We start from the raw sequence: 16090 nt of genomic DNA, 5'->3' as shown, positions 1-16090 counted from the left end.
TGGGCCGCCGACAAACAGCTCCGCGACGCCGTCTGCGACTTCGCCGCAGACTCCCGCCACGCCAACCCCTGGGCCGCCAGCCTCTACAACCGCGCCCGAACCCGCGGACACGACCACCCACACGCCGTCCGCATCCTCGCCCGCGCCTGGCTGTTCGTGATCTGGCACTGCTGGCAAGACGGCGTCGCCTACGACCCCACCCGGCACAGAGCCCTCCAGACCCTCCTCAACCAAGATCAACCGAACGCGGCTTGACACAGGGCTACTCATGCCCGCACCTCCGCCCCCCGGCCGCCGGCGGCGTCCATCAGGTCGAGCAGTTCGCGCAGCGCCGCCAGCGCCCGCCGCGCCTCGCCCGTCACCTCGGCCAGCGCGGCGGCGTGCCCCACGCGGCCCGACAGCCCCGACTCGGCGCCGCGCACCAGGCGTACGGTGCGCTCGGCCACGGCGCCCTGAAGCCCGGCCGCGACGCGCCGCCGCTCCGCGGCCACCGCCTCGCCGACCCGGGCCGCCACCGCATCCAGCGCCCGCCGCTCCCACCGGCCGCCCTCGCCGCGACGGGCCCGGGCCAGCAGCCCCAGCGCCCACACGGGCAGCAGCCACGGCACGGCGGTAAGCCCCAGCGCCGCCATGAGCACGACGGTGCCCGCGCCGGCCCGCTCCGCGGGATCCGCCGCGACGGCCAGCCCCAGCACGGTCCCCGCCGAGACGCCGACGGCGATGGGCGCGGGCCAGGAGCGGTGCGCGGGGTGCCGGGCGGCGACGGCGTACAGGGCGAGGAGTTCGGCCGCGGCGGCGACCGCGAGGGGGGCCGGCGCCGCGGGGACCGGCAACCCGACCGCGGCCGCCGCCGCCCAGCCGAGCGCTACGGCCACCATGGCGGCCAGCGCCCGCCCGGGCGCGCGGCGCAGCCACAGCAGCGGGGCGGCGTGCAGCACCAGCAGCGGCGCGACACCGGCGGCGGGACTCACCGCGAGCGGCCCCAGGACGCCCCCGCCAAACGCCGCCACCTCCCACCCCAGAACCCGACCCGCCCCGGCCCGCCCACGGCTCCGGACAGGCAAGACGGCCCGCACACACCAACCACCGCCCCCCGAAGGCAGATCGCTCCCCGCACAGTCCGCGGCCGAGCCCGGCACGCCCCAACCCCCGCCGCCCGGCGCCGACTTCTCGTCGGCGCGGCCCGCGAGGACGTCCGGAACGGACCGACCGCCGCGGCTCGCAGGCAGCTCGCCCTCCCTGCGGCACGCGCGGGCGGCGCCTGCGGACCGACCGTCGTCACCCGAGGGCAGATCGCTCTCCGCGTGGACCGCGGATGCCTCCCGTGCTGCCAGACCGCCGGTGCCTTCGCGCGTGTCGCTCGCCGTACGGGCCCGGACCGCGGCACAGGCCGGCCGGCCGCCGCCCCCGAACCCGTCCGAACCCCCCTCACCCGGGCCCGCCGTCAGCCGTCCGCCCGCCGACTCGACCCGCCGCCGCATACCCGCGAGCCCCCGGCCCCCGGAGGCGACGGGCGCCGCCGGGCCGTCCGCCGCCGCGCGCCCGTTGACCACCGTGAGCACCAACTCCCGCCTCCCGTAGTGCAGTCGTACGGTCACGGGCGAGCCCGCCGCATGGCGGATCGCGTTGGTCAGCGACTCCTGCGCCACCCGGTACGCCGCCGCACCCACGCCGTCCGGCGGCGTGACCGGCCGCCCGGTGACCGCAAGAGCCACCGGAAACCCCAGCTCTGCCAGCCTGCCGCACAGCGCGGCCAGCCGCAGGTGCAGCGGACCGTCCTCCGCCTCGCCGCGCTCCGCCTCGCCCCCCGCCGCGTCGACCAGCCGCGCCAGCGCCGCCAGCGCCGCCCGGCCCGTCGCCGCCGCGCCCGCCAGCGCCTCGCCGGCCAGCTCCGGGCGGCTGCCGGCCAGACGCAGCGCCGCGGCGCTCTGTACCGCGACCGCGCTCAGATGGTGCCCGGCCGCGTCGTGCAACTCGCGCGTCAGCCGCTCCCGTTCCGCCGCGGCGGCGGCCTCCTGCTCCCGCGCCACCCCGGCCAGCCGCGCCGCGACCCGCGCCCGCCGCGCCACGCGGTGCCGCCGCAGCCGCCCGCACAGCACGATCAGCAGGTGCACCAGCGCCCCGGCCAGCAGTTCGTCGAGGAGCGCCCACACCGACGCCGCGCCCGCCGCCGGCGCCCCCACGACCACCGTGGCCGCCGCCGCGCCCGCCAACGCCCGCCGTACGCTGCCGTGCACCGCCAGCGAGAACAGGGCGATCCACACCGCTCCCGGCAACGCGGGCACCACCGCCGCCTCCGGGCCCAGCACCTCCGCGACGCCGTCGAGCAGCAGCACCGCGGCCAGCACCCCGGTCGGCCCTCGCCGCCGCCGCACCAGCACCCCCGCCGCCGCGACCACCGCAAGCAGCCCGCCCGCCGCCGCCCAACCGGCCCCCGGCCCACCGGAGTCCGGCCCTGCGACGACGAACACCACCGGCTGCGCCGCCGCCAGCACCGCCGGCACCGCGACATCCGCGGCACCGGGCCACGCCCGCGCCCCCCGGCCCCCCGCCCGGCCCTCCGTCCGCTCCATCCCGTCAGCGTACGGCCGCCCGGCCGGCGCCCCCCTCCTCCCGAAGGCGGAGACGCCCCCCGCCGGCTGTCCGACCCCGGTGCACACCCGGGCACGACGCGCGCGCCCCCGCCGCCGCGATCTGCTTGCCGTATGACGGACGACGCCCACGCGCAACCCGCCGCGGCACCCGACGACCAGGCCGGGGACGCCCCCGCACCCGGCACCGCCCACACCACCCGCTTCGCCCGCCGCACCCTCGTCAGGGGCGGCCTCGCCGTGACCGCCGCCGCCGCAGGCGGCTCGGCGCTCGCGACGGGCGCCGACCTCGCCCGCGCACGGGAAACGGCCCCGGAGGAAGACGTGATCACCGTTCCCGGCGAGAAACCCCTGCGCACCAACATCCCCGTCGCCCGGGACTCCAGGGCCGCCGGCGGTGCCTGCCTCGCCCTCGCCACCGCGGAACCCCCGCCCCCGCACGGCTGGTACGCCACGTACGCCGTCGACGTCCCGGCCGCCGGCGTGCACCGGCTGACCGCCGTCACCACCGCTCCGGTCGAGCAGCCGCACGCCGCGGAGCCCGGCTCGTATCTCCACCTCACCGTGGGCGACGCCCCGCGCAGGCCGCTCGCCGGCTCCCAGCCGCACTGGTACGAATCCCCGCCCGCCTGGGGCGACCTGGCCCACCTCACGCTCGGCGACATCGAGCTGCGCCGGGGCCGCAACCTGATCACCTTCACCGTCGAAGACCCCGTCGTCCTGGAGGACTTCACCGGATACCGCTTCCTGCTCGACGAGTTCACCCTCACCCTGGCAGCCCTCACCCTGCGCACCGTCCACCTCGGCGACCCGGACTCCGGCCTCGGCCACTGGCGCGGCGACGAACCCGCCGCACTGCACTTCGGCCTCGGCGGCACGGCGCGGCAGGAACGTACGGTCGCGTACACCCTCCTCGACTACCACTCCGCCACCGTCGCCACCGGCACCGCCACCATCCCGGCCGGCGCCGCGACCGCCACCGCCCCGCTGCCCCGCGACCTGCCGCCCGGCAACTACCGCGTCCGGGCGGCACTGGACACCGCCCCCGCCGCCCAGGTCACCGGCCGCTTCGCGCGGCTGCCCGAGCAGCGCCCGGCCACCGGGCCCGCCGGCCGCTTCGGCGTCAACGTCGCCTCCTTCGCCCTCCTGCCGCCCGCCCGGCTCGACGCCTTCGCCGCCGGCATGAAGGAGATGGGCGCCTCCTGGATACGCGACGGAAGCTCCTGGCCGGCCGCGCAGCGCGAACCCCGCGGCCCGTACGACAGCGGCCTCTACGGCCGCACCGTCCGCGCCTTCCACCGCCACGGCCTCCGGGTACTGGAGGTCGTCTCCCCGCCGCCCGCCTGGGCGATGAGCGAGACCTCCGTACCGCTGCCCGACGACCTGCGCGACGCCTACCGCTGCGCCGCGCACCTCGCCGGCAGCGGCAACGCCACCGTCGCCGACGCCCTGCACCTGTCCAACGAGCCCGACGTCGACGACACCGCCGCCACCGGCGACCAGCACGCGGCCTACGTCAAGGCCGCCGCCCTCGGCATCGCCGACCGCCCGCACCACCCGCCCGTCGTCCTCCCCGGCATCGCCACCGCGGGTCCCTTCCAGGACCTCATGCTGCAGAACGACGTCACCCGCTACGCCGACGCGTGGAGCTTCCACGGCTACCCGCCGCCCGGCGAGGATCCCGAGTTCCCCGCCGCCGCCGAAGAGCAGCGCGAACTGCGCGACACCTACGGACCCGGGCTGCCGATGTGGATGACCGAGTGCGGGGCGATGCTCCCGGCGGAACCCGGTCGCGACCTCACCCACGACCGGCAGGTTGTCCAGGCCCGCTACCTCGTGCTGTCCACCGTCGAGAGCCTCGCCGAGGGCACCGACCGGCACTTCTGGTTCTGCGCCCCGCCCTGCACCGACGACGGCGTGTCCTTCGCGCTGCTCAGCCGGGAGTTCCAGCCGTGGCCCGCGTACAGCGCGTACGCCGCCATGACCGCCCTGCTCGGCGCGGCGGACTACGTCCGTACCCTCACCGAACTCCTCCCGGAGGCGGCCGGTTTCGTCTTCCGCGACGGGCCGCGGACCGTGACCGTCGTCTACGCCCCGGGCCCCGGCCCGGCCGACGTGCCGGTGCCTGCGACCGCCGGCGGGCGCATCGAGCGCTACGACATCATGGGCGCGCACCGAGGGACGCACGCGCGCTCCGCCGCCGGCACGGTGCGCGTCCCGGCGGCGCCCGATCCGTACTACCTGGTCGGCGAGACCCGCCACCCGGTCAGCGAGGCCCCCGGGCAGCGCCCGGCGGTCCGCCGCGCCCGCGGCGGCCGGCCGTCGGCGGCGGAGCACATCGTGCTCGGCCAGCGCTTCGCCGCCGCCAACGCCGCGCCCGGCAAGGCCGACGGCGACGCCCCGCTGCCGCACGGCTACCGGCTGACGGGCGTCACCCGCATGTCGGTCGACGTCTACAACTTCGGTGCCGCCCCGCAGACCGTCGCGGTCCGCGGACGGGCCTTCGGCGGCTGGGCCGTCGCACCCGCGGGCGCCGCGGAGGTGACGGTGGGGACGATGGGCCGCGAGACCGTGGAGTTCACCGTCACCGCGGGCCCGAAGGTGCGGCGCGGCGTCGACTACCCGCTGGCCTTCGAGGCCACCCTCGCCGCGGACGCGGCGGCGGTCCCCCCGTCCGTCTCCCGCATCCAGTACGCGACCCGACGCCGGCCGGGCCGCGCGGTGCCGCTGGCGCCTCGCGTCGACCGGCTGTCGCCGAAGGACGGCACGACTGCCGCGGGCCCCGCGGTGAGGCTGCGGGCCCGGGTGACGGACCGCACGTCGGGCGTCGCCCGCGGTGGCACCGGGGTCGAGGTCGACGGCCGCCCCGTGCCGCACCGCTTCGACCCGGCCACGGGCCGGCTCACGGCGGCGCTGACGCTGCGGCCTGGGCGGCACACGGTACGTATCCGCGCCCGGAACGAGGCGCACGCGGCGGTGCTGGCGACGACGACGTTCACCGTCCGCGGACGCGGCTGACCGCGAGCGTTCCAGCGCTCCCGCACGGCGGGGACGGCCGCTGACCGGGGGAGTGGCGAGCGCCGCGGGGGCGCGGGCATCGCCGAAGGCGGCCGTCCACCCACCGGCGGCGGGTGCCGCGCCGCCGTACCCCGATCCGGTCCCGGCCCGCGGACACGTCCGAAACCTTCAAGACCCGCGCCCGCGCCGCTGCCATCGTGGACGTATGACCGCAGACCTCTCCGCCGCCGCCTCGTTCATGGCCACGCACGCGCGGCTCCTCGACCGCCGCCGCTTCGAACTGCTGCTCGGCGAGACGGACCCCGCCGCCGTGCTCGCCGCCGTCGACGGCTACCGCAACCCCGACGGCGGCTACGGCTGGGGCCTGGAGCCGGACCTGCGGGCACCGGAGAGCCAGCCCGGCGGCGCGCTGCACGCCTTCGAGGCGTTCATCGACGCCGCCCCGGCCACCACCCCGCACGCGGCGCGGCTCTGCGACTGGCTGCTGTCGGTCACGCTGCCCGACGGCGGGCTGCCCTTCGCGCTGCCCGTGGCGGACACCGCCGGCTGCGCGCCGTTCTGGGCGCAGGCCGACCCGGCGGTCTCCGCCCTGCAGAGCACCGCGTTCGCCGCCGGCACCGCCCTCCGGCTGGCCGCGTACGACCCCGCCGTCGCCGCCCACCCGTGGCTGGAGCGGGCCACGCGCTACTGCCTGGACGCCGTCGAGGACATCGGGGACAAGCCCCACGCGATCGAGCTGTCCTTCGCCATCCGCTTCCTCGACGCCGCCTCCGACACCCGCCCGCAGGCCACCGCCCTGCTGGAGCGGCTGCGCCCGCTCATCCCCGGCGACGGGGTGCTGCCCGTCGCGGGCGGCGCGGAAGGCGAGGCGATCCGGCCGCTCGACGTGGCCCCGGACCCCGGCCGCCCCGCGCGCATCCTGTACGCCCCGGAGGTCATCGACGCCGAGCTGCGCAGGCTGGCCGCGGAGCAGCAGGAAGACGGCGGCTGGCTGGTCGACTTCGGCTCCTTCTCACCGGCCGCCGCGCTGGAATGGCGCGGATACCGTACGGTCGCCGCGGTGGCCGTGCTGAAGCGGAACTCCCTGCTCTGAGCCGCCCCGCCCGGCTCAGCCGCGGACCGCCGCGCGCGGTGCGGCGGCGCGGCCCGGCCCGGGTGCCTGCGGGGTGCCGGCGCCGGGTGCCGCCTCGGCCGCGGCGGCGAGTGCGTCGACGGCCGACTCCACGAAGGCCCGGACGAGCGGCGTCTCGTGCCCCGTACGCCAGATCAGCCCCCAGACGCCCATCGGCTGCTCCGTGATCGGCACGTACGCGATGCCCTGCCGCGGGAAGTGCCGCACCGCCTCGCCGTGCACCATGCACACCGCCTCCCCGGCCGCGACCACGGCCTGCGCCTCCTGGAACGTGGCGACCTTCGGCCCGTCGGCCGGGATCGGCCGCCCCGACGGCGTACGCGCCGGCAGCAGCGACTCCATCCAGTACGCCGGGACCGGGCACGCCGGCTGCGGGAACACGCAGTCCGCGAGTTCCTCAAGGCTCACGGAGGCGCGGGCGGCGAAGGGGTGGCCCTCGGCGACCATCAGCACCTGCGGCTCGCGGGCCAGCACCGGGCCGACCGTCAGGTCCGGCTCGCGCACCGGGAGCCAGGCGACCTCCAGGTCCACCTCGCCCGCCCGCAGCATCCCGAAAGGGTCGCTGAAGACCACCTCGCGATAGCGCAGTCCGACACCGGGGTAGCGGGCCTTGAAGTGCGCGAGGACCGACGCCTGGTCGAACGCCTGGGCGCCCATCAGCCCCAGCGTGAGCACCCCGGTCGTGCCGCGGGCCGCCGCGGTGGCGGCGTCGATGCCGTCCTGGATCCGCCGGTAGCCCGCCCTCAGATCGTCGTGGAGCTGCGCCCCGATGGCCGTCAACTGCACCCGGCGGCTGGTGCGCTCGAACAGCGGCGCGCCGATGCGGCGCTCCTGCTTGGCGACCGACTGGCTGACGCGCGCCTGCGTGACGTGCAGCCGCTCCGCGGTGCGGCCGAAGTGCAGCTCCTCGGCGAGCGCGAGGAAGATCTCAATGTCCCGCAGCCCTCCCGCACCCCCGCATCGCCTGGCCGTGGCCGGAAACCGGCACCGCCCCGGGAGCGTATCCCGCCTGTCCCGCCGCCGTCACCCTCAGGCCGCCGCCCCGTGACCTGCGGCGGAGGCGGGCGCGGCGGCGGAAGCAGGGGCGGTGGCCGCCTCGCGGCGGGCCGCGGCGCCGTCGACGAGCCGCAGCAGCGAACCGGCGCCCGGCCGCCCGCCGACGACGCTGACGCCGACGCCGTGGCGCGCCGCCTCGCACGCCACCGCCCGGCTCAGCGCCACCACCGCGCAGGTGCCGGCCCGGTCCAGCGCGGCACCGGGCGCCCCCGGCGGGGCGACCGAGCCGCAGAGCTGCAGCAGATGCCCGGAGCGCTGTTCGTACAGCAGCGGCAGCACGGCCTGGGCGACCCACAGCGGGACGAAGAACCCGGACTCCAGCCGCGCCCGCGCCGCCGCCTCGGGAATCCACCCCACCGGCGCGGCGGCGTCCCCGGCAGCAGCGCCCCCGCCGTCGGCCGGGGCATCGGCCGCGGTGCCGTCGCCGGGACGGGAGCGCGGCGGGCGGGCGTCGTTGACGATCGCGTCGAGGCGCCCGAACCGGTCGGCCGCCGCGCGCACCGCGGCGTGCACCGACCAGTGGTCGGCCACGGGAAGGGCCCGTACGAACAGCCTGCGCCGGTGCTCGTCGTGCCGCGCCAGCAGCCGCTCCCGGGCGGCCTCGTCCGGTACGACGGCGGCGACCCGTTCCCCGCGCGCCAGCGCCGCCGCGGTCACGGCCCGCCCCGCGCCGTGTCCTGCCGTGGTGACGAACCAGACCCTGCCCGTACGTGCGGTGGCGGTCATCGACCCTGCGCCCCCTTCGGTGGCTCGCATGTGCTCCTGCCGGTTTCGCTTGCACGGACCAGCCTCGGCGTGGGGCGCCCGGCGAACAACGACTGATCCGGCAACGGCGGATAACCCGTCGGTTATGAATCGCCCGCCCTCATCGATAACCGAGGGGTTATGGCACGTTCCGGGATCGGCCGTTGTTCCCCGGCCGGGGCGCGGCGAGGCTGGGGCCATGAGTTCACCGGTGGAGATCACCGTCGTACGCGATGCGGCGACGGCCGCGGCAGCCTGGCGCGCGGTCGTCGCCGCCGCGCGGGCGGCGGACCTGCCCGGCGTTCCGGCGCCGGTACGGGAGGAGGCCCTCGCCGGACTGCGGGGGGACGCCCCGGCCGGCGGCATGACGCCGCCGTCGTGGGCGGCCACGGGGGCGGAGGGCGACGTGCTGGCCGTCGCGGAGGCACGGCCGTCGACCTCGCCCGGCCCGTCCCCGCGGACGGCGGAGCTGCAGCTCTACGTCCGTCCCGCCGACCGCCGCCGCGGCACCGGCACCCTGCTGCTGGCCACCGTCGCCGCCGCGGCCCGGGCGGAGGGCTGGGCCGCCCTGCTTGCGACGGCCCCGGCAGGCACGCCGGCTGAGGTCTTCTGCCTGCGCCACGGCCTCGTCCGCGAGCGCGTCATCCACCACCTGCTGCTGCCGCTGGCGGAGGTGCACCGTGCCTGGCTCGCGGAGCTGGTCTCCGCCGACCCCCCGGGCTACCGCCTCGCCACCTGGTACGTCCCCGCCGCCCCGGCGCCGGGAACTCCCGGACCCCGTACCGGACCCGCCCCGGCCGGCGCCGGCCCCGGCGGCCTCGCCGCGGCCGTCCCGGGCCTCGCCCTCGGCACCCCCGCCGGCGCACCGGAACCCCGCGGCGGCCGGCTGCTGACGGTGGCCGCCCTGCATGCCGGCACCGGGGCCGTCGCCGGCTACACCGAGGTGCTGATCCCGCCGGCCCCCGCCCCGCGCGCACAGCGGTGCCACCTCACCGTCGTACCGGCGCACCGCCGCCGCGGCCTCGGCCGCTGGGTCACGGCCGAGATGCTGCGCCGGCTGCACACCGAGCACCCGCAGATCAGCGAGATCGAGACCGCCGCCGCCGACCGCGACACCGCGGTCCTCGCCCTCGACGAACAGCTCGGCTTCCGCCCGTACCGCCGCACCCACGCCTACCGGCTGCACCTGCCCGGCTGAGCGCGCACTCCCGGCCTCAGCCGGGCGGTGCGGTCGCGGCGAGCGAGCCGAGGAGTGCGAGGGCCCGGCTGCTGGGCGAGCCCGGCTCCGCGTGGTAGACGACCAACTCCTGCCCCGGGGTGGCGCGTACGTCGAACGTCTGCATCGTCAGCGTCAGCGGACCGACGTCGCGGTGCACGAACCGCTTGTGCTCCAGCGCCTTGCCGCGGGCGTCGTGCCGCGCCCACAGCTGTGCGAACGCCGGACTCGACGCCAGCAGCCCGGCGAGCACCTGCCGCACCCGCGGATCGTCCGGCGCGGCACCGAGACCCAGCCGGAACCCGGCCACGGAGTTGCGCGCCACGTCGTGCCAGTCACGGTAGAACGACCGGGCGGCGGGGTCGGTGAACACGACCTCCATGAGGTTGCGCGAGTGCGTCCAGCCGAGGAAGAGCGCGTCGGCGACGGCGTTCGAGGCGAGGACATCGTACGCGCGGTTGTGGACGACCGCCGGGTTGTGCGGCCAGGCGTCCAGCAGGGCCAGCAGGTTCGGCTCCACCCGGTCCGGCACGGCGGCGGCACGGGCGCGCGGCCCGAGGCCGGCCAGCCGGAACAGATGCAGCCGGCTGTCCTCGTCCAGCCGCAGCGCGGCGGCGAGCGCGTCGAGGACCTGCGCAGAGGGCGACCGCTCCCGGCCCTGCTCCAGCCGCACGTAGTAGTCGGCGCTGACCCCGGCCAGCAGGGCCACCTCCTCGCGCCGCAGGCCCGGCACCCGGCGGTGCCCGGTGGCCGGGAGGTTCGCCGCGGCCGGGGCGACGCCGGCCCGCCGCGCGGTGAGGAAGGCGCCCAGCTCCGTACGTGCCATGCCGCCATGCTAGGCGCGGCGCCCCCGGCCGTGCCTGGGTGCGCCGCACCCAGGAGGAGCCCGCCGCTCCCGCGGACCCCGCGGGCGGTCCAGCCTCGTCACCATGACCACACAGCACGCGGAACAGACCCCCGCCGGCCCCAAGACCGTCCTCGTCACCGGCGCCAGCAGCGGCATCGGCGAGGCCGTCGCCGCCCATCTCGCCACCGAGGGCCACCGGGTGGTGGCCGGCGCCCGCCGCACCCGCCGCCTCACGGCCCTGGCGGAGCGCACCGCCGCCGCCACGGCCCGCGCCGGCGGCACGCTGGAGCCCGTACGCCTCGACGTGACCGACCGCGCGGACGTCGAGGACTTCGTCGCCGGCACCATCACCGACCCCGGCGCCGCCGAGGCCATGCGCACCTACCGCGCCCACGCCATCGCCCCCGGCGCCATCGCCGCCGCCGTCTCCTACGCCCTTGCCCAGCCGCCGGAGGTGGACGTCAACGAGATCGTCGTACGCCCGGCCCACCAGCGCTGACACCCGCCGGGAAGCCTTACTGCGAGGCGCGGACGGTACGTTGGGCGGATGACACAGGCAGCGGCGGGACCGCCCGCAGACCCGGGGACGACCGAGGACGCACAGGAGCTGCGCTCCCGCATGCGCGCGGACCTCCGCGCCGCGATGAAGGCCCGCCGGCGCGAGGCGGTCTCCGCGCTGCGCACCGCACTCGCCGCCGTCGACAACGCCGAAGCCGTCGAGGCCCCCGACACCGCGGCGGAGCAGGGGAGCGAGCACGTCGCCGGGGCCCACGCCGGCGTCGGCGCGGCCGAGGCGGCCCGGCGGGTGCTCTCCGCCGACGACGTACGCGCCGTGCTGCGGGCGCAGATCGCGGAACGCCGCACCGAGGCCGAGGTCTACGAGACGGGCGGCCACGGCGACGCCGCGGCCCGGCTGCGCAGCGAAGCCGACACGCTCGAGGCGTACCTGCCCCGCTAGGCGGCCTGGTTGCCGGGGCGTACGGGCGACGGCGGGACCGGTCGGGCGTACGACGTCCGGTGGGCGCTGCCGATACACGTCCTACCGGCCATCGCAGTCAACCGGCCCGGGCGGCAGGGGAGTTCGGACGGGCGATGTCAGTGCCCCTCGGCACACTGGGGGGCGTACGACACGTCCGACGAACGGAGGCGACGATGGCGGACGACCCCGCCGAGGTGACCGCGGCCCAGGCATACCGCCGGCTGGTGCGCAGCGCGCAGGCGGCGCTGGCCGAGCCCGGCGGCCACGGGCTGGCCGCGGCGGTGCTGGCCGGACCGCTGGCCGACGCGGACCGGGCACTGGCGGCGGCAGGGCTGGCCGGGAACGAGCCGCGGTTCTTCGCCGCCGTACGCCACGTGACGACGATGCCCGCCGCCACGCCCGGCCCCGCACCGAGGTAGACCGAGGCACCACGCAGCGGCGCGGCACCCCGGCGGCCTGCCGAAACCGCACCGGTGGCCGGCCGCGAGCGCCGCGGACACGAGCGCCCGCAGCCCACCGCCGTGCTCCCCGCCACCACCGGGCGGCGCCGCCGCGTTGCCGCGCGGCGCAGCCGCCCGTACGCGGGACCCCTCCCGAGGGCCGTGCCGCAGAATCGGAGCCGGCAGGCCGCCCGGCGGTGTCCGTACGCGACCGACCCGCCAGCACCCCGCAGCGCTCCTCGTGACCACGGCCTTCCGCTCCGCCCGGACACCGCCGGCACCACGGCCTGCGCCGACGACGTCGGCATCCAGGGAAGGGGACGGCACACCATGAAGACGATCGCCCGTATCGCCATGACGTCCGTGCTGGCGCTCATCGCGGTCCTCGGCCTCGCCGCCTGCGAGGACGACTCCAGCCGGGCAAGGAGAACGACGCCAAGCAGAGCAACTACGACGCCCTGGTGGCGAACCAGCCGGCCGGGAAGATGGACTACTCGCCGACCCGCGAGGCCATCAACGACTGGGTGAAGACCTGGGGCAAGCGGGGCAAGCTGTCGTACGTCTACATCCAGAACGGCAAGGGCGAATACGGGTACTTCGTCATGAAGGGCCTGCCCGTGCCCCGCTGCAAGAAGCTCACGCCGACCGAGGCGGTGGACTCCTCGTCGAACGGCAAGGTGGTCGTGGCGCAGCCGGGCATGGACGGCACGTACGACTCGGGTTCGGCGTGCAGCGCCTACTTCGGCTTCGACGCGACGACCGGCGCGTACATGGAGTTCACGGTCGGGATGAACCAGTCGTTCTTCCTCTTCGACCAGCCCATGAAGATGCCGGAGTACGCCGACGCCACCCAGCTCGGTCCGACGTCGGCGGAGGACGTCGAGAACTGACCGTGGCAGACACGCTGCCGGCCCCGCCGCCCCGGAGGGGAGCCGAGCGTCCCCGCTCGCCGCAGCCCTCGGCGACCGCGGGGACGCGGCGCTGGCGGGCTGATCTCCTCAGCGGGCGGCGGTCCGGTGCTCGCGGTGCCTCCGGGCCTCGTACAGCATGATCGAGGCGGCCACCCCGATGTTCAGCGAGTCGACCGTACCCACCATGGGAATGCGCACGCGCCGGTCCGCCTGAGCCAGCAGGTCCTCCGGCAGGCCCTCCCGCTCGCTGCCGAGCAGGAACGCGAGCGGGGGATCGTACGCGGCACCCCAGTGGTCCGCATCCGCGGAACCCGACGTGGCTATCACGGCGACACCGTGCTCCGCGGCCCAGGAGAAGAACTCCGCGGCATCGGGGGTGTGCACCACGTCAACGGCGAAGAGGGACCCCATGCTGGCCTTGACGGCCGCCGGCGCATACGGGTCCACCGTGTCCCCGATCAGGATCACACCGGCCCCGCCCACGGCGTCCACGGTGCGGATGATCGTGCCGAGATTGCCCGGATTGGCGATGCAGTGCAAGGCGACGAACACCGCCTGCGGCCGAACGCTCAGGGTCTCCAGCCCACCGGTCCGGCTGCGCAGGATCGCGGCGATACCGCTGGGCCCGTCACGGTCGATGAGACGCTGGAAGAGCTGCGCGCCGAACCGTGCCACGGCCACGCCCGAGCGCTCCTGCTCCTCGACCATGCGCAGCGCAGGCTGATGCGTGAGCAGGCCGGGGGCGACGAGAAGCGTGTCGATCTCCCAGCCCGCCTCGACGGCGTACCACACCGGCTGCAACCCTTCGACGACGAACGCACCCTCGCGCCGCCGGTGTTTGCGGTTCGCAAGCAGCTTCACCCGCTTCGCGAGCGGGTTGGCGGCGCTGCTGATCGTGTCGGTCATGACGCTCTTCCACAGTCGCGGTCCGGATGAGCGTATCGGAGCAGGTGGGAAGCGGCAAAAGCGCGGTGGACGCGACGGTCGCGGGGGCGCCACGACCACGGTCCCTCACCCCCTCACCGCTCACCCCTCACCGCAGGGAAGGCGAATCGTCGTACCAGGACGCCAGCTCCTTCTTGGAGAGCTGGATCACGACGATCAGAGGAATGACCGGAGGGATTCCGGCCCCGCCGCCTTCCGCGGAAAGTAGCGCCATGCACCAGGAGGCGATCAACAGCCGCTCGACCACGATGACCGTGTATCGCGGCCAGCCGAATCGCCGCCCGATCAACAGCACGGCGCATACCGCGAGCAGCGCCGCTGCCAGAAAGGATGCGTAACCAAGGAGGTACACCAGACCGGAGACCTCCCGGCCATGGTCCTCGTCTTCCTGGGCGACATACAGCACCAACCAGCTGCCAAAGGCGTTGGCTGCAACCTGAACCCAGATCAGCACCACCAGCCACGTGACAGAACGGGGCCTGCTTTCCTGCAGAACCCCGGGCTGGAACCGGGCTTGGTCCATTTCCCACGCTCCTCGCCATCGGTCCGACGCCGGGAGCGTAGGGCGTACGCCCCGGGACCCCTCCCACGTGCCGCCGAACTGCCTGCGAACGCGAGCCGCAGGGGGTGAATTCGGAGAAGGCCGAGACGGGCGCCGACGACACCACACGCCCCCGGGCCCTGACGGGACCGGCACGGATGCCCACGCCCCACCCGTCAGAGCGCCCCTCCGCCCCCAGACGCCGGCGCCAGGCCGCGCTCCGGGTGCAGCCGCGCCAGCCAGGGCAAAGACTCAGGTGGCCTGTGTCCTATGTGTAGTTCGGCTGGGTTTCTGCTCAACTGCTGCTTGAGTGTGGGTGGTGTGGTCGCCAAGTGGGTGCCAAGTCGTTGGTGTGTGGTGGCCAAGTGGGGTGGTGGATGGTGGGTGGGTGTGGGTGTGTGTGGTTGGTGGTGTGTGGGTGTTGTTGGGAGGGTGTTGTGGAGATTCGGGTTCTGGGTCCGTTGTGTGGTGTGGTGAATGGGGGGTCGGTTGTTCCGTCTGCGGGTAAGCCGCGTCAGGTGTTTTCGTTGTTGGCGTTGTATCCGGGGCGGGTTTTGCCGGTGTCGGTGTTGATGGAGGAGGTGTGGCGGGCTGAGTTGCCGGCGTCGGCGATGACGACGTTGCAGACTTATATTATGCAGTTGCGTCGTTGTCTGGGTTCTGCGTTGGGGGGTGGTGGGTCGGAGCGGGCGAAGGGTGTGCTGGCGACGCGGCATGGGGGGTATGTGTTGCAGGTTCCGGCGGAGTCGGTGGATGTGTTTGTGTATGAGCGGTTGGTGGGGGAGGGGCAGGGGGCTTTTGAGCGGGGGGAGGATGAGCGGGCTGCGTGTTTGTTCCGGGAGGCTTTGGGGTTGTGGCAGGGGCCGGCGTTGGTGGATGTGCGGCTTGGTCCGGTGATGGAGATTGAGGTGTTGCGTCTTGAGGAGTCGCGGTTGGTGACTGTGGAGAGGCGTATTGATGCGGATTTGCGGTTGGGCCGGCATGGTGAGTTGATTGCTGAGCTTGTTGATTTGATTGCGCGTCATCCTCAGCATGAGGGTTTTCATGCGCAGGCGATGTTGTGTTTGTACCGGTCGGGGCGGCAGGCTTCTGCGTTGGATGTGTACCGGAGGCTTAGGGCGCGGTTGATTGAGGAGTTGGGTGTGGAGCCGTCGCCGCCGTTGCAGCGTTTGCATCAGGCGATGCTTGCGGTGGATCCGGAGCTTGATGTGGTGGCGGGTCCGCGGCGTGGTTCGACGTTTGACCGGTATGCGGCGTGAGGGCCGGGGTGCTGCGGGGTGCAGGCCCGGGGCGCCGGCTGCTGGCTGCTGGCGGCTGAGTGCTGAGTGCTGAGTGCTGGTCGCTGTCTGCTGAGTGCTGTCTGCTGAGTGCTGGTCGCTGACTGCTGTCTGCTGAGTGCTGTCCGCTGCTGCGGGTTCGCGCTGCGCGGGTGTGGACTTGTTGTGTTCGCGTGCCTGTGCAGGCACGGCACCCTCGCCCGGATTGCTGCCGGGGTTGCTGCCGGGGTTGCTGCCGGGGTTGCTGCCGGGGTTGTTGTTGGGGTTGTTGTTGGGTTTGGTGTGTCTGTTGGGGTTGTTTGTGAGTAATTGTCAAGAGCTGTGGATCGGGGGCGGAGATGAGGGCGTGGGTGCCCTCGTTCTGTCGTGATTCCTTCGATGGTTCGGTGAGTG

Annotated in this window: 14 protein-coding genes and 1 pseudogene; 9 read left to right on the top strand and 6 right to left on the bottom strand. The window is 75.3% G+C overall.

Translation table 11 applies throughout. The annotated features are described in order from the left end of the window. A partial coding sequence (locus B124_RS35475) for a hypothetical protein (protein ID WP_496504989.1) occupies window positions 1-255 on the top strand: 255 nt, incomplete at its 5' end. 11 nt (window positions 256-266) lie between these two features. Here the strand turns inward: B124_RS35475 and B124_RS35470 are convergent. Beyond that, a complete protein-coding gene (locus B124_RS35470) occupies window positions 267-2573 on the bottom strand; it encodes a histidine kinase (RefSeq protein WP_496507149.1) in 2307 nt (768 codons plus the stop codon). Between the two features lie 132 nt (window positions 2574-2705). Between B124_RS35470 and B124_RS35465 the strand changes: the two genes are divergently transcribed. Next, on the top strand, window positions 2706-5609 hold the full coding sequence (locus B124_RS35465) for a hypothetical protein (protein WP_496507148.1): 2904 nt from the start codon (window positions 2706-2708) through the stop codon (window positions 5607-5609). Window positions 5610-5814: 205 nt separating this feature from the next. After that, window positions 5815-6702 carry a prenyltransferase/squalene oxidase repeat-containing protein gene (locus tag B124_RS35460; RefSeq protein ID WP_496507147.1) on the top strand — a complete coding sequence of 296 codons (888 nt, stop codon included), beginning with the start codon at window positions 5815-5817 and terminating at the stop codon, window positions 6700-6702. Window positions 6703-6717: 15 nt separating this feature from the next. On the opposite strand, the gene B124_RS35455 is transcribed toward B124_RS35460, so the two are convergent. Together B124_RS35455 and B124_RS35450 are read right to left on the bottom strand one after the other, a co-directional pair. Further along, a complete protein-coding gene (locus B124_RS35455) occupies window positions 6718-7683 on the bottom strand; it encodes a LysR family transcriptional regulator (protein WP_496507150.1) in 966 nt (321 codons plus the stop codon). A gap of 87 nt (window positions 7684-7770) precedes the next feature. Further along, window positions 7771-8523 (bottom strand): SDR family NAD(P)-dependent oxidoreductase, encoded by a 753-nt coding sequence (locus tag B124_RS35450; RefSeq protein WP_496507146.1) that lies wholly within the window; start codon window positions 8521-8523, stop codon window positions 7771-7773. 217 nt (window positions 8524-8740) lie between these two features. Between B124_RS35450 and B124_RS35445 the strand changes: the two genes are divergently transcribed. Continuing rightward, on the top strand, window positions 8741-9739 hold the full coding sequence (locus tag B124_RS35445) for a GNAT family N-acetyltransferase (RefSeq protein ID WP_496507145.1): 999 nt from the start codon (window positions 8741-8743) through the stop codon (window positions 9737-9739). A 16-nt stretch (window positions 9740-9755) separates the two neighbouring features. Here B124_RS35445 and B124_RS35440 read toward each other — a convergent pair whose 3' ends face one another. Beyond that, on the bottom strand, window positions 9756-10583 hold the full coding sequence (locus tag B124_RS35440; protein ID WP_496507144.1) for a helix-turn-helix domain-containing protein: 828 nt from the start codon (window positions 10581-10583) through the stop codon (window positions 9756-9758). Between the two features lie 103 nt (window positions 10584-10686). Here B124_RS35440 and B124_RS35435 point away from each other — a divergent pair, with 103 nt between their 5' ends. From B124_RS35435 to B124_RS35420, 4 genes and pseudogenes are all read left to right on the top strand, one after another. After that, a complete protein-coding gene (locus B124_RS35435; RefSeq protein WP_496507143.1) occupies window positions 10687-11103 on the top strand; it encodes an SDR family NAD(P)-dependent oxidoreductase in 417 nt (138 codons plus the stop codon). A 48-nt stretch (window positions 11104-11151) separates the two neighbouring features. Continuing rightward, entirely contained in the window at window positions 11152-11562 is a 411-nt protein-coding gene (locus tag B124_RS35430; RefSeq protein ID WP_496507142.1) for a GatB/YqeY domain-containing protein, read from the top strand. Between the two features lie 194 nt (window positions 11563-11756). Beyond that, the gene (locus B124_RS35425) at window positions 11757-12002 is read left to right on the top strand and encodes a hypothetical protein (protein WP_496507141.1); all 246 of its coding nucleotides are present in this window, start codon (window positions 11757-11759) and stop codon (window positions 12000-12002) included. Window positions 12003-12353: 351 nt separating this feature from the next. Further along, window positions 12354-12913 (top strand): annotated as a pseudogene (locus tag B124_RS35420) (hypothetical protein). A gap of 108 nt (window positions 12914-13021) precedes the next feature. Here the strand turns inward: B124_RS35420 and B124_RS35415 are convergent. Next, window positions 13022-13840, bottom strand: a complete 819-nt coding sequence (locus B124_RS35415) for a TrmH family RNA methyltransferase (protein WP_496507140.1) — start codon at window positions 13838-13840, stop codon at window positions 13022-13024. A 127-nt stretch (window positions 13841-13967) separates the two neighbouring features. Then, a complete protein-coding gene (locus B124_RS35410) occupies window positions 13968-14402 on the bottom strand; it encodes a hypothetical protein (protein WP_496507139.1) in 435 nt (144 codons plus the stop codon). Between the two features lie 455 nt (window positions 14403-14857). Here B124_RS35410 and B124_RS35405 point away from each other — a divergent pair, with 455 nt between their 5' ends. Then, window positions 14858-15679 (top strand): AfsR/SARP family transcriptional regulator, encoded by an 822-nt coding sequence (locus B124_RS35405; RefSeq protein ID WP_496506623.1) that lies wholly within the window; start codon window positions 14858-14860, stop codon window positions 15677-15679. Window positions 15680-16090 lie beyond the last annotated feature (411 nt).

Source organism: Streptomyces sp. CNP082 (genome assembly GCF_059570535.1).
Note: the sequence above shows the minus strand (reverse complement) of the source record. Positions and strands in the feature narration are given on the sequence as shown.

Bases quoted from the DNA above. Each gene is read 5' to 3' on its own strand.
- B124_RS35440 (WP_496507144.1), bottom strand. From the start codon at position 10,583: ATGGCACGTACGGAGCTGGGCGCCTTCCTCACCGCGCGGCGGGCCGGC.
- B124_RS35470 (WP_496507149.1), bottom strand. From the start codon at position 2,573: ATGGAGCGGACGGAGGGCCGGGCGGGGGGCCGGGGGGCGCGGGCGTGG.
- B124_RS35430 (WP_496507142.1), top strand. From the start codon at position 11,152: ATGACACAGGCAGCGGCGGGACCGCCCGCAGACCCGGGGACGACCGAG.
- B124_RS35445 (WP_496507145.1), top strand. From the start codon at position 8,741: ATGAGTTCACCGGTGGAGATCACCGTCGTACGCGATGCGGCGACGGCC.
- B124_RS35410 (WP_496507139.1), bottom strand. From the start codon at position 14,402: ATGGACCAAGCCCGGTTCCAGCCCGGGGTTCTGCAGGAAAGCAGGCCC.
- B124_RS35465 (WP_496507148.1), top strand. From the start codon at position 2,706: ATGACGGACGACGCCCACGCGCAACCCGCCGCGGCACCCGACGACCAG.
- B124_RS35435 (WP_496507143.1), top strand. From the start codon at position 10,687: ATGACCACACAGCACGCGGAACAGACCCCCGCCGGCCCCAAGACCGTC.
- B124_RS35460 (WP_496507147.1), top strand. From the start codon at position 5,815: ATGACCGCAGACCTCTCCGCCGCCGCCTCGTTCATGGCCACGCACGCG.
- B124_RS35415 (WP_496507140.1), bottom strand. From the start codon at position 13,840: ATGACCGACACGATCAGCAGCGCCGCCAACCCGCTCGCGAAGCGGGTG.
- B124_RS35425 (WP_496507141.1), top strand. From the start codon at position 11,757: ATGGCGGACGACCCCGCCGAGGTGACCGCGGCCCAGGCATACCGCCGG.
- B124_RS35450 (WP_496507146.1), bottom strand. From the start codon at position 8,523: ATGACCGCCACCGCACGTACGGGCAGGGTCTGGTTCGTCACCACGGCA.